Origin of the sequence: Ruminiclostridium cellobioparum subsp. termitidis CT1112 (assembly GCF_000350485.1) — a bacterium.
GTDB lineage: Bacteria > Bacillota > Clostridia > Acetivibrionales > DSM-1351 > Ruminiclostridium > Ruminiclostridium termitidis.
Genome location: NZ_AORV01000035.1, coordinates 106666 through 119238, shown reverse-complemented (window position 1 = coordinate 119238; position 12573 = coordinate 106666). Strand labels below are relative to the sequence as shown.

The window sequence follows — 12573 nt, the reverse complement described above, 5'->3', positions numbered from 1 at the left end:
GGTACCACCCATGAAGGACAAACCGTTGTATGAAGTAAGAAAGATCTCTAATCTCAAGGATATGATTGAACAGAGTGCGAAGCTTTATGCCGACAAGGCCGCTTTCCTTGTCAAGCCGAAAACAGGGGGAGATTATGTCCCTGTATCCTTTAAAAAGTTCAAGGAAGATATTGATGTCCTGGGGACAGCTTTGTTGAGTCTGGAGCTTAAAGGTAAAAAAATTGCTTTGATCGGTGAAAACAGATATGAATGGGCAACCTCCTATCTTGCTGTCTGCAATGGAACCGGCATTATTGTTCCTTTGGACAAGGAGCTCCCTCAGAATGAGATAGAGAACTGCTTGCTGCGCAGCCATGCGGATGCCATAATTTTTTCAGGTGGGGTATCAAGTAATATTGAAAACAGTTTAAAGAATATAACCAGCTGCAAATATTTTATCAATATGGATATTGAGGAAGATACCGACGGTCAGCTTTCATACGGCAGGCTGATGCAGAAAGGGAAGGAACTCCTGGCACAGGGAGGAAGAGAGTATCTGGACGCAGTCATTGATAATGAAGCTATGGATATTCTATTGTTCACATCGGGAACCACTGATAAATCCAAGGCAGTTATGCTGTCCCACAGAAATATAGCGGAAAACCTTATGGCCATGTGCTCTATGCTGTATATAGACGATAAGGATGTATTTTTATCGGTATTGCCAATGCACCACACATATGAGTGTACCTGCGGTTTCCTGTGCCAGATGTACAGGGGCTGTACGGTGGCTTTTTGCGAGGGGCTGCGGCACATAGTAAAAAACTTGCGGGAGTCAGGCTGTACCGTTATGAACGGAGTTCCCCTTGTATTTGAATCCATCCATAAGCAGCTTATGAATCAGGTTGCCAAGAAACCCGGAGGACCGGGAAAACTCAAGCTGGGAATCAGACTGAGTAAAATAGCCGGAGTTTTCGGTGCGGATATCAGAAGAAAGCTCTTTGCCGAGATTCACGATGCCCTTGGGGGCCACTTGAGGTTATTTATAAGCGGAGCTGCTGCAATTGATCCGATGGTATCCAAAGGCTTCCGTGAAATAGGGATAAAACTGGTACAGGGTTATGGCCTCACCGAATGTGCACCAATAGTGGGCTTGAACAGAGACTGCTGGTTCAAGGATGATGCGGCAGGTCTTCCGCTGCCGGGCCTGCAGGTCGTAATCAATAAACCCAACAGTGAGGGTATCGGTGAAATCAAAGTCAAGGGCCCCAGTGTCATGCTGGGTTATTATGAAAATAAAGAGGCCACCGATGCAAGTATACGGGACGGCTGGTTTTATACAGGGGATATGGGTTTTATGGATTCTGACGGGTTCATACACATAACCGGCAGAAAGAAAAATGTCATTGTTACTAAAAACGGCAAAAATGTATATCCCGAAGAAATTGAAACTCTCCTCAACAGAAGTGATTATATAAAGGAATCCCTTGTTTACGGTACTGAGGGAAAGGATGACGTGGTCGTCTGCGCCCAGATTGTGCCGGATAGGGAGAAGATTGATGAGGATGTAAAGAATGGTGTTATCGGACAGGCAGACGTGAATGCAATAATCGGTTCCGAGGTTAAGAGAATTAACAGGGAGCTGGTCACCTACAAGTACGTTAAGGAATTTACGCTAAGGGATAACGAGTTCGAAAAGACAACAACCAAAAAGATAAAAAGATATCAGGAGTTAGCTTAAAATTTTTTGAGTAAATCATATAGCGCACATGGCCAATTAACCTCCTTTATTCGCATTATAGCGGATGAGGAGTGAACAAATTACATTACATTTTTGTGGCTGCTAATGCGGCCCAAAGCCATCGGCTTAGGAGGTTAATTCAATTAGCATATGGATAAAATACTGGACAATGCAATAAATGAAGCTGTAAACCTTGTCAGGGAAGTAAGCGAGTATTTGTTATGTGATATGGATGATAAAAAGGTTCTGACAAAAAGCGGGGATGCCAATTTTGTCACCGAAATAGACTTAAAGGTTCAGGAAATTATGATAAAAGGCTTAAAAGAAATCCTGCCGGAAAGTAATATTATTGCCGAGGAAACAAATGAAAATGACTTTACACTGGGGAAGTACACCTGGATACTGGATCCCGTGGACGGCACCACCAATCTTATGTACGGTTATAAGTATTCCTGCATAGCACTGGGGCTGGTTGTAGACGGCAGGCCCTATGCCGGAATAGTTTACAATCCTTATCTGAAGGAGCTGTTTACAGCCCGCAAAGGCGAGGGAGCCTTTGTAAACGGAAAGCCAATAACCGTGAGTGACAACAAAATACTGGAAAACTGCCTGATTACCATCGGAACCTCTCCTTACGACAAGGGGAAGGCTGACGAAACCTTCAGAATAACAAAAAATGTTTTTCTTAAATGCAGAGATATAAGGCGTTCGGGCTCTGCAGCACTTGATATATGCAATGTGGCAGCCGGACGGACTGATGGCTTTTATGAAATGGAGCTCCGGCCCTGGGATTATGCCGCGGCGTCGGTTATCCTGGAGGAAGCGGGAGGCTGTATCACAGAATGGTCGGGTGACAAACTGAGCTACATACGTGAGCATCAGGCAATGGCTACAAACGGTCATATACATTTTGAGCTCAAGGAAGTTATAAATAGCAAATAATAAAATATAATCAAGTTAAAAAGAAATTATAAGCCGGATAATAATATTAATAAGTAATAAATAACAAATAGTAATAGTGTATAGGGTATTTGGCGGTCAGTTATTTAATAGCAAACTGGCCGCTGTTTTTAATTCCCAATAATTAGCAAAATTGACGCTTGACTTAAAATGTACATAAAAGTATACTGGTGTCAAACTGGGTGAGAGCCATGGTCAATTAAACTCCTTTATTCACTTTACAGTGGATATTGGAGTGAACATATTTCATTGTTTTTTGTGGCCACAAATGTGGCTCATGGAGGTTAGTTTGAAAGACTTCACTTGCGTTCGTCTTCCAAACTAACCTGTGAATTTATGGCCGTGCGAAATATTCAAAGTATACTTTGAAAGCGCACATGGCCAATTAACCTCCTTTATTCGCCACATTGCGATAAAGGATATAAGTTTTCATTACATTTTGTGGCCACAAATGTGGCTCATGGAGGTTAATATGGATAGGGATAACGTAACCAGACTGATGTATGGTGATAAAGAAATAATACTTGTAGGGACTGCCCATGTGTCAAAGGAAAGTGCAGAGCTTGTACGGCAGGTTATTGCCGAAGAAACTCCGGACAGTGTGTGCATCGAACTTGACGAACAGAGATATGACAGTATTCAAAATCCAAAGAGGTGGGAGAGTACTGATATTGTCAAGGTAGTAAAATCAAAAAAAGTGGGCTTTCTTATAGCTAATCTGATTTTAAGCGGCTATCAGAAAAAGCTTGCAAAAAAAACTCGGAACAAATGTGGGAGGAGAAATGCTTGAGGCAATAGCCTCCGCAAAAGACGTCAACGCACAACTGGTGCTTGCCGACCGCAATATTCAAACCACTTTGCTGCGTATATGGCGTAAATTAAGCCTGTGGGAAAAGCTTAAATTAATTTTCAGCCTGACTTTCTCCTTCGGAGAAGACACCGAAATATCCAGTGAGGATTTACAGGAGCTGCTAAAGGAAGATATGCTGGAGTCGGCCATTTCAGGGCTGCGAAAGCAATTTCCCGCTGTCGGGCAAATTCTCATTTCGGAGAGGGATCAATATCTGGCCTATAAAATCAAAAATGCTCCCGGTCAAAAGATAGTGGCCGTTTTAGGCGGTGCGCACGTTCCGGGCGTGAAAAAGGAAATATTCAAGGAACAGGATATTGAAAGTATCTCTGTTATTCCTCCCAAAAGCAAAATTTCAAAAATAACCGCATGGATCATTCCTGCACTGATAACGGGACTTTTTGTCTATGCTTTTATCATGAATATCCAAACAGGCTTGAATCAATTATCGGCATGGGTTTTATGGACGGGCTTGCTGGCGGCATTGTTTACTGCCCTATGTTTAGGCCATCCTCTCAGCATCATTACTTCTTTTATTGCAGCACCAATTACAACCCTGCATCCAATGCTGGCCTGCGGCTGGTTTGCAGGATTGGTGGAAGCCACAATAAAAAAACCTACCGTGCAGGATGTTCAAAATATCCAGGAGGATATTTTCAGCTTGAAGGGTGTGTTAAAAAACCGTTTTTTGAAAACCCTGCTGGTGGTTATAATGTCCAATATCGGTGCTTCCATCGGAACCTTTATCGCAGGTACGGGTATAATTAGAAATCTGCTCTGATATCACGCTCCGGCGGTAAATTCAAGCCTGATAGTATTATTTGGCACTGCCGGAACTATAATATATTTATGCAGCTAAAGATTAACAAGCATTACAGGAGGAGTCAATGTACACGCCTGAAAGTAAATATCAGAGGAGAGCCGACGCCTACGGCAAAAAATTGGATATATATGCAGGCCGGAGCAATAGCATAGGAAATTACAAGCTGTTGGTTTTCTTTGCCGGCGCGGCGCTTGCGGTAATTTTATATATTATGAGACAGTATATAGTGATGGCGGCAGTGCTTGCAATTTTCGCAGCCGGGTTTGTATACCTGTCAATAATACACAACAGGATAATAAAGAATAGGAACTATTCACAGGCAATGCTGCAAATAAACAATATGTGTCTTAAAAGGGCAAAGGGTTTATGGACGTCATTCTCGGATACAGGAGAAGAGTTTGTGGACCCCGGCCACAATTATACCCATGACCTCGATCTGTTCGGAAAAGGTTCCTTGTTTCAAATGATAAATATGACCACTACCTATTCGGGCAGGCAAAAACTTGCCGGTATGTTTTTGCAGCCGCTGGATAAGACTGAGGATATAGCCATGAGGCAGGAGGCTGTTGCAGAACTGGCGGAAAAGCTAACTTTCAGACACCGGATGTACTCAAATGTCCTTATGTCCAACAAAGATATCATTTTGACAGATGCTGAGGTGCAGGGGAAAAAACATACCAAATCGCTGATTGATATCATAGATAAACTTGATGCTGTATTCGCCTGGGCAAAGGACACAAACAGCCGGTATTCCGCCTCGGGGTTTAAACTGCTCATAACTGCACTTCCGGTAATAACCCTGCTTTTAACAGTTTTGGCTGTACTGAAGCTTGTACCCTTTTACCTGCCCATTGCCGGCTTTGTCATCCAGTTCCTGATGCTGGGGTATAAGGTCAATTATAGAAATAAAAGCTTTGAACTGGTTGAAAAGTATTCCAATACACTTAAAGTTTACAGGTCGGTACTTAAACAGTTCGAGGCAGAGAGCTTTGAAAGCCGGCATTTGATGAATTTAAGGGAGCAGCTCAAAGGAGTCTCCCATGAACCTGCCTGGAAGCAGATCGAAAGGCTGTCCAAGCTCTGGGAACTGATTGCAAACAGGTATAATTTTCTCTATACCGTTATTAACACTGTCACCTTATGGGATTTCCACTGTTTGGTGGCTCTGGAAAAATGGAAGATGACCAGCGGCAGATATGTGGAAAAATGGTTTGACATCATAGGAGAAGTTGAAGCCTTGAGCAGTTTGGCGGTTATGCGCCACGATAATCCTGACTTTATTATGCCCAGGGTGTCGGAAGAGCTCAAAGGCGGAATCGTTGCAGAACAGCTGGGGCATCCTTTGCTCACCAAAGGCAGGAAATGCAACGATATCAACATAGACCGGGGGCAGCCCATACTTCTCATCACCGGCTCCAACATGTCGGGGAAAAGCACCTTCCTGAGAACTGTAGGACTGAGCCTGATATTGTCGTACATGGGACTGCCGGTTTGCGCAAAAGCGTTCAGCTGCCCCGTCATGAAGGTATATGCCTGCATGCGGACCAGCGATAATCTTGGTCAGAGCGTTTCCTCCTTTTATGCTGAACTTTTGAGAGTCAAATTGATTGTTGAAGCAGTTGACAGGGAAGAAAGGGTATTTTTCCTTCTGGATGAGATATTTAAAGGAACCAATTCCGCAGACAGGCACACCGGTGCCAGGATGCTCATAAGCCAGCTGGACAGAAAGGGAGCCTGGGGAATGGTATCGACTCATGACCTGGAGCTGGCGGACATGGAGCGGGAAAGCGGCAGAAGAATCCGCAATTATCATTTCAAGGAGTATTACAGGGACAACAGTATTCATTTTGACTATCAGCTTCGTGAAGGTGTTTCAGACACAAGGAACGCCATATTCCTTATGAAGATGGCAGGTGTAAAGGTAGAAGAAGAGTAACATTTTGTTTATTTCCGGGGGTTATAATAATGAGTCTGACCGATGAAGAGAACAGGGAGTTCGAAAAGCTTTTGATCAGCCATAGAAGGTTTGATGGATGGCTGGCTATTGTAATTGGATCATTCTTTTTTATCTTTATGGCATTTATGTTTTTGTATTCGTTTGATGTGGACGATTTAGAACGGCCGGACCAGCTGTTTGGGATGGTCCTGACTTTTGTTCTGCTTGCAGGGCTTGGAGCAATGGTGGTTTTAGGAGGCATAAGAACACTCGGGAAAAATCCAAATAAAAGAACAAAAGAAGAAAAAGTGGTATTGATAAAAAAGACAGTAAAATTTTTGGTAGTCGCTGCATTGATCATTTCAATGATAAAAGTAGTGTACATATTCAATTTGCGGCATGACACAGTTGTGGTATACCAGCAGAACCAGTTTGAAGCAAATAATATTTATTCAAAATCAGGAGTTTTTAAAAGTGAAAGCCATGAAATTTTCATAAAGGCTTTGAATATGGAATTGGAATGTTCTAAGGAAGACATCGCTAAAATATGTGATCTGTTAAAAGATCAAAAAAATAAAAACACTTTAAAGCTGGAGTATGAGTGGAACAGGTTTTTTCCCGACAGGGGAAAGCTTATAAAAATAAGCAAAGCCGCTGATCGGTAAATTAACATAGTAATAGCAATACAGTGACACAGAAATATAGAAATACAGAAATATAGGAAAAAACAAGGGACTGCCGCAAGAAAAATGCCATTAGCATTTCTTGTGACCAGTCCCTATTTGTACTGCAAGATCAATACTCCTCCTCTTGAATATCAAAAACGAAATTACACTTGTCACATCTGAAAACCAGCAGAGTTCCAAAGCTTTCACTCTCGGTTTCTTCCACATGTATAAGACCTCCGCAGCTGCATTTCTTCGGGTATCCGTTCATGCAGGTACAACATTCGGTATGGCGTGAATTGCGATGTTTAGTTTCAGTTGAACAGGTATTGCACATTGACCACCACTCCAATCAGTTATTATGTATTTATTTTAATACATTTTTTAGCAATAGTAAAGGCTTTACGCATGTATACATGAGATCTCATCAGCGTTTGAGGGTATTTTGAATGATAAATAAATAACAAAGAATATTTAAATGAATGTTAAATAATAAATTCTGTGAAAAAAATATCAAACTCTAATTGACAATGTGAACTTAAGAACTTACAATATAGTTGAGAATGTTAAAAAATTCGCATATTAAAGATACGGTATTTAACAAACTCATTTTTTTATGTGATGAGATTGTATACAAAGTACCTGTAACGGATTTGAAAATGGCTATTTAGCCTCCTTTATTCGCCTGATGCGGATTTAGGAGCTTATATATAATTATTATTTTGATGCCGCGGTTGCGGCTCATGGGAGGCTAAGATGGAGAAGGTTAAAGAAGTGTTGAAGCGCTTTGGCAATTCAAAAGACAATCTTATTCAAGTTATGTTGGAGCTGCAGAATATTTCGGGTACAAATTCACTGCCACACGAATGGGTTGAATTTGTGGCAGCCGAACTGGATATGCCGTTAAGCAGGGTATACAGTGTTATTACATTCTATGCAATGTTTGGGACCGAACCCAGGGGAAAATATGTGGTTGAAGTCTGTAAGAGTGCTCCATGTCATGTAACGGGTGCCGGCAGCCTATTGTCAATGCTGGAAAAAGAATTGAAGGTCAAGCCCGGTCAAACAACTGAAGATGGAGTTTTCACATTGATACAGTCCTCGTGTTTTGGAGCATGTGACATATCTCCGGCAGTAAAAATCGGTGAGAAGGTTTATGGAAACCTCACACCTCAAAAGCTGAATGAGATTGTAAACTCTTATAGGGAGGGCCGTCATAATGGATAAGGTATTGAGTGCAAGATTCGGTAAAATCAAACCCGACAGTGTTGAAGAATATATTGCGGCAGGTGGTTATGAAGGTCTTAAGAAAACAATGTCAATGGAGCATGTTGATGCCATTGAAGAAATAAAGAAAGCCAACCTTTTTGGCAGGGGCGGTGCTGCTTACCCGACAGGTATAAAGTGGGAACAGGCTTATGCTATCAAAAAAGGTCCCAAATACATGGTCTGTAACGGTGACGAAGGTGAACCCGGTACATTTAAAGACAGGCACATTCTTGGAGAAGATCCCTTTGAACTCATTGAAGGTATGACCATAGGCGCGTATATCATGGGCGCCAAAGAGGGATATATATACATCAGAGGTGAATATGCAGCTATTCAAAGGATAGTTGGGAGCGCAATAGCCAACGCTGAAAAAGCCGGTTACCTCGGAAAGAATATCCTAGGAAGAGAAGGTTTTGACTTCACGCTTAAGGTTGTTTCAGGCGCAGGGGCATATGTATGCGGTGAAAATACTGCTCTTGTTGAATCAATAGAGGGAAAGACAGGCAGACCGAGACAGAAGCCGCCGTACATCAAGAATTGCGGTTTGTATCAGATGCCTACCATATTAAACAATGTAGAAACCTATTCATGTATTCCCTGGATAATCAAGGACGGCGGAGAAACCTTCAGCAAAAAGGGAACCGAGTTCAGCGGCGGTACAAAGTTAATGTGTCTTTCGGGAAATGTTCAGAACAGAGGAGTTTATGAAATTCCTTTCGGTATGACTTTAAGGGAACTCATTTATGACCTGGGCGGCGGAGTTACCAACGGCAGAAAGCTAAAATTTGTCCACCTTGGAGGACAGTCGGGAAGCTGCTTCCCTGAGAGCTTGCTGGATACTAAAATTTGTTACTACGATCTTAAAAAAGCAGGTATATCTTTAGGTTCAGGGGCTGTAGTAGTAGTGGATGACAGTCACTGTGCCGTTGATTACCTTAAGAATTCCATGGAATTCTTTGAAGAAGAATCCTGCGGCAAATGTACTCCTTGCAGAGAAGGAACCTATAGGTTGGTACAGCTTGTTGAAAAGTTTACAGAAGGTACTGCAACCATGGAAGACTTCAATAAACTGAAGAGCCTTGCACAGACTATGAAGACATCCAGCTTCTGCGGTCTGGGCCAAAGCGCTCCTGTACCGCTGTTAACTCTTGTCAAGTATTTTGAGGAAGAGTTCCTTGAGCATATAAACGGTAAATGCAGGACTGGTGTATGCCATATGACCGGAAAGGCAGGTAAATAATATGGAAATGATCAATGTTACTATAGATGGTATTGCAGTGGAAGTTCCAAAGGATACTACAATACTTGAAGCTGCTAAAAAGCTGAATATCAATATACCTACACTGTGCTTCATGAAAGGCATAAATGAGCCCGGCTCATGCAGAGTATGCGTAGTTGAGGTTGAAGGCTGGAGAGGTTTGCATCCTGCCTGTGTTACAAAAGTTTCCGAGGGTCTGGTGGTTAAAACCGCTACCAGTACTGTAAGAGAGGCAAGGAAAAATATCCTTGAACTCATTATGTCAAACCACAACAGGGAATGTCTCTCCTGTGACAGAAATCTTAAATGTGAACTTCAGACACTCTGTAATGAAAATGGCATAGACAGACTTCCTTACGGGGGAAAAGTTGACAAGGGATGTCTTGATACTTCAGGTCCCATAGTCAGAGATCCAAACAAGTGTGTACTCTGCGGAAGATGCGTAAGTGTCTGTTCAAAAATGCAGGATGTGGGAGTTATTGATTTTGCTTACCGCGGAGCACATATGACGGTCACTACTGCTTACGAGGAAGGTCTTGCGGGGCAGGAGTGCATCAACTGCGGACAGTGTATAAAGATCTGTCCTGTGGGTGCCCTTTCGGAAAGAGACGATACTGCCAGGGTATGGAAAGCCCTTGAAAATCCTGAGCTGCATGTTGTAGTTCAAACTGCTCCTGCTGTAAGAGTTGCCCTTGGCGAAGAATTCGGCTATGCTCCGGGCACAAATGTTGAAGGCAAAATGGTTACGGCATTAAGAAGACTCGGTTTTGATAAGATATTTGATACCAACTTCAGTGCCGACCTGACAATAATAGAAGAAGGCAATGAACTATTAAACAGGATCAAGAACGGAGGAAAGCTTCCGCTGATCACTTCCTGTTCACCGGGGTGGATAAAGTTCTGCGAACACAACTACCATGATTTCCTTGAAAATCTGTCAACCTGCAAATCACCGCAGCAGATGTTCGGTGCCGTTGCAAAGTCCTACTATCCTGTAAAGGCTGACGTTGACCCCAAAAAGGTGTTTGTTGTATCGGTAATGCCATGTACGGCAAAGAAATATGAGGCCGACAGGGAAGAAATGCAGGTTGACGGGCTGAAAGATATTGATGCCGTCATAACCACAAGAGAGCTTGCAAAAATGATCCGCCAGGCCGGCATCAGGTTTGCCGAGCTGGAAGACGGCGAGAGGGACAGCATCCTTGGAACCTATTCCGGAGCCGGTACAATCTTCGGCAACACCGGTGGCGTTATGGAAGCTGCCCTTCGTACGGTGGCCGACAAGCTTACCGGAAAATCTCTTGACAGTATAGAATATACGGCTGTAAGAGGGCTGTCAGGCATCAGGGAGGCAACTGTAAACATAGCAGGTATGGATATCAAGGTTGCCGTTGCCAACGGTACCGGTAACGCTTCAAAACTGCTTGATAAAATAAGGGCGGGAGAGGCCGGCTATCACTTCATCGAAGTAATGGGCTGTGAAGGCGGATGCATCAACGGCGGCGGACAGCCCATCATAAAAGACAAGTCCACCACCGAGGAAGTAAAAGCTGCAAGAATAAAAGGACTTTACGACATAGACAAAGCTTGTGTCACCAGAAAGTCCCATGAAAACCCTGAAATTCAGAAGCTTTATGCCGAATATCTGGGTGAAGCAGGTGCGCATAAGGCCCACAAACTGCTGCATACCCATTATGTAGCAAGATAATTGACAAATAAATCCTCAGGACCAGAGACTGTAGTAAAACCAGTGAATGAACCGGTTTTACCGCAGTCTTTTTTTCATTATTATGTTAATCCCAAAATTAGTATTCTGCCATAATGTATTTTATATGGTTTATTTATAGATAATACAAATTCAGTAAATAATAATTTTATAAAATCCACATAAGGAGACAAAAATGTCCGGCATACCGAAGGACGTGGAAATTCAAAAACAGTTAACGGAGCTCCATCTTGAACACTGGGTAAATAATGTTGTTTTTCATCCGAAATGGTGGTTATTAATTATACTTTTGATACTGCTTTGGATAATATGGTGGAAGACAGCTATGAGGGCAGGCCTGCGCGGTATTTGCCTCTATGCGGGCTTGATGTCGATTACGGCTCTTGGCATAAACGAATACGGCGAGGAACTTACCTTGTGGGAGTATCCCATAGACGTTATTCCCATATTTCCTCCGCTGTCGTCAATCAACCTGATCCTGATGATTTTGGTTTATTCCATCATATATCAATATTTTAGAACCGGCAGAAGGTTTATGGCTGCCTCAGCAACGGCTTCAGCGGTTATCAGTTTTATTTTGGAACCGGTGCTTTCAACGATAGGTTTTTACCACTTGCTGAGATGGGAATATTATTTTAGCTTCCTGTTATATATCATAGCTTCCACAGTTGTTTGGCACATCACAAATAAAATCATAAATATTGAAAGGTCTGTAAAGAAAGTATAAAAAGTTAGAGAAATTTATAAAAAATATGTGTTTATACCAGGAGAATGAAATGGTTTATACAGTTTTATTTATTCAATCAGCTGTTAAGGTTCAGGAAAAATTAACAGATACCCGTATTGACGATTGGCTTGAAAGAATCGTTTTTCACGGAAAATGGTGGTTACTGCTGGCTCTTGTCTTATTTTCCATGACTTTTTGGTGGAAAACTGTAGACAAAAGAAGATTGAGCGAAATGGTCCTATATGTTTCATTAATCATCATATTTACTCTGGTTTTGGATGAGATCGGAGAAGAATTTACGCTTTGGGACTACCCGTATGATTTGATACCGTTGTTTCCTCCAATGTCCTCAATCGATATTGCATGTCTGCCGCTGATATATTCCCTGATATATCAGCGGTTTGGGGCATGGAAGGGTTTTATTGCCGCCACAGTGCTTATGTCGGGCATATTTTGTTTCATCCTGGAGCCATTATTTATAAGGATAGGGGTATATCAAATTCTGCGTTGGAAAAGCTATTTCGGTTTTCCAATATATATATTTATGGCGATTATATGTAAGTTGGCCGTAAAAAAGATATATGCAAAATCCAGGGCATAAATTGAAAATCAACCGTTCAAATCAACCGAAGGGTTGAT

The 12573-nt window shown here is 42.2% G+C and carries 11 protein-coding genes; all 11 read left to right on the top strand.

The features are described from left to right. The first annotated feature begins 10 nt into the window (after positions 1-10). The 11 genes from CTER_RS13200 (at position 11) to CTER_RS13145 (ending at position 12535) form a co-directional block, all read left to right on the top strand. Positions 11-1720 (top strand): AMP-dependent synthetase/ligase, encoded by a 1710-nt coding sequence (locus CTER_RS13200; RefSeq protein WP_004625948.1) that lies wholly within the window; start codon positions 11-13, stop codon positions 1718-1720. Between the two features lie 150 nt (positions 1721-1870). Continuing rightward, positions 1871-2662, top strand: coding sequence for an inositol monophosphatase family protein (locus CTER_RS13195; protein WP_004626129.1), 792 nt, complete (start codon positions 1871-1873; stop codon positions 2660-2662). A gap of 490 nt (positions 2663-3152) precedes the next feature. After that, a complete protein-coding gene (locus tag CTER_RS29185) occupies positions 3153-3470 on the top strand; it encodes a TraB domain-containing protein (protein WP_004625953.1) in 318 nt (105 codons plus the stop codon). Next, a complete protein-coding gene (locus CTER_RS13185; protein ID WP_341349526.1) occupies positions 3463-4311 on the top strand; it encodes a TraB/GumN family protein in 849 nt (282 codons plus the stop codon). Before CTER_RS29185 ends, CTER_RS13185 begins: the two co-directional genes overlap by 8 nt. A gap of 106 nt (positions 4312-4417) precedes the next feature. Next, the gene (locus CTER_RS13180) at positions 4418-6289 is read left to right on the top strand and encodes a MutS-related protein (protein WP_004625922.1); all 1872 of its coding nucleotides are present in this window, start codon (positions 4418-4420) and stop codon (positions 6287-6289) included. Positions 6290-6318: 29 nt separating this feature from the next. Next, complete coding sequence (locus CTER_RS13175) at positions 6319-6954, top strand: hypothetical protein (RefSeq protein WP_004626110.1); 636 nt, start codon at positions 6319-6321, stop codon at positions 6952-6954. Positions 6955-7710: 756 nt separating this feature from the next. Beyond that, a complete protein-coding gene (locus CTER_RS13165; RefSeq protein ID WP_004625967.1) occupies positions 7711-8181 on the top strand; it encodes an NADH-quinone oxidoreductase subunit NuoE family protein in 471 nt (156 codons plus the stop codon). Then, on the top strand, positions 8174-9463 hold the full coding sequence (locus tag CTER_RS13160; protein WP_004626047.1) for a complex I 51 kDa subunit family protein: 1290 nt from the start codon (positions 8174-8176) through the stop codon (positions 9461-9463). Before CTER_RS13165 ends, CTER_RS13160 begins: the two co-directional genes overlap by 8 nt. Before the next feature lies 1 nt (position 9464). Continuing rightward, positions 9465-11189, top strand: coding sequence for an NADH-dependent [FeFe] hydrogenase, group A6 (locus tag CTER_RS13155; RefSeq protein WP_004625959.1), 1725 nt, complete (start codon positions 9465-9467; stop codon positions 11187-11189). A 193-nt stretch (positions 11190-11382) separates the two neighbouring features. Then, positions 11383-11934: a CBO0543 family protein gene (locus tag CTER_RS13150; protein WP_004626007.1), complete on the top strand. Its 552-nt coding sequence runs from the start codon at positions 11383-11385 to the stop codon at positions 11932-11934. A gap of 49 nt (positions 11935-11983) precedes the next feature. After that, on the top strand, positions 11984-12535 hold the full coding sequence (locus CTER_RS13145; protein ID WP_004625906.1) for a CBO0543 family protein: 552 nt from the start codon (positions 11984-11986) through the stop codon (positions 12533-12535). Positions 12536-12573 lie beyond the last annotated feature (38 nt).

What these genes read in the sequence shown, in the direction of transcription:
- CTER_RS13155 (WP_004625959.1), top strand. Translation starts at nt 9,465, where the DNA reads ATGGAAATGATCAATGTTACTATAGATGGTATTGCAGTGGAAGTTCCA.
- CTER_RS13175 (WP_004626110.1), top strand. Translation starts at nt 6,319, where the DNA reads ATGAGTCTGACCGATGAAGAGAACAGGGAGTTCGAAAAGCTTTTGATC.
- CTER_RS13165 (WP_004625967.1), top strand. Translation starts at nt 7,711, where the DNA reads ATGGAGAAGGTTAAAGAAGTGTTGAAGCGCTTTGGCAATTCAAAAGAC.
- CTER_RS13200 (WP_004625948.1), top strand. Translation starts at nt 11, where the DNA reads ATGAAGGACAAACCGTTGTATGAAGTAAGAAAGATCTCTAATCTCAAG.
- CTER_RS13195 (WP_004626129.1), top strand. Translation starts at nt 1,871, where the DNA reads ATGGATAAAATACTGGACAATGCAATAAATGAAGCTGTAAACCTTGTC.
- CTER_RS13145 (WP_004625906.1), top strand. Translation starts at nt 11,984, where the DNA reads ATGGTTTATACAGTTTTATTTATTCAATCAGCTGTTAAGGTTCAGGAA.
- CTER_RS13150 (WP_004626007.1), top strand. Translation starts at nt 11,383, where the DNA reads ATGTCCGGCATACCGAAGGACGTGGAAATTCAAAAACAGTTAACGGAG.
- CTER_RS29185 (WP_004625953.1), top strand. Translation starts at nt 3,153, where the DNA reads ATGGATAGGGATAACGTAACCAGACTGATGTATGGTGATAAAGAAATA.
- CTER_RS13185 (WP_341349526.1), top strand. Translation starts at nt 3,463, where the DNA reads ATGCTTGAGGCAATAGCCTCCGCAAAAGACGTCAACGCACAACTGGTG.
- CTER_RS13180 (WP_004625922.1), top strand. Translation starts at nt 4,418, where the DNA reads ATGTACACGCCTGAAAGTAAATATCAGAGGAGAGCCGACGCCTACGGC.
- CTER_RS13160 (WP_004626047.1), top strand. Translation starts at nt 8,174, where the DNA reads ATGGATAAGGTATTGAGTGCAAGATTCGGTAAAATCAAACCCGACAGT.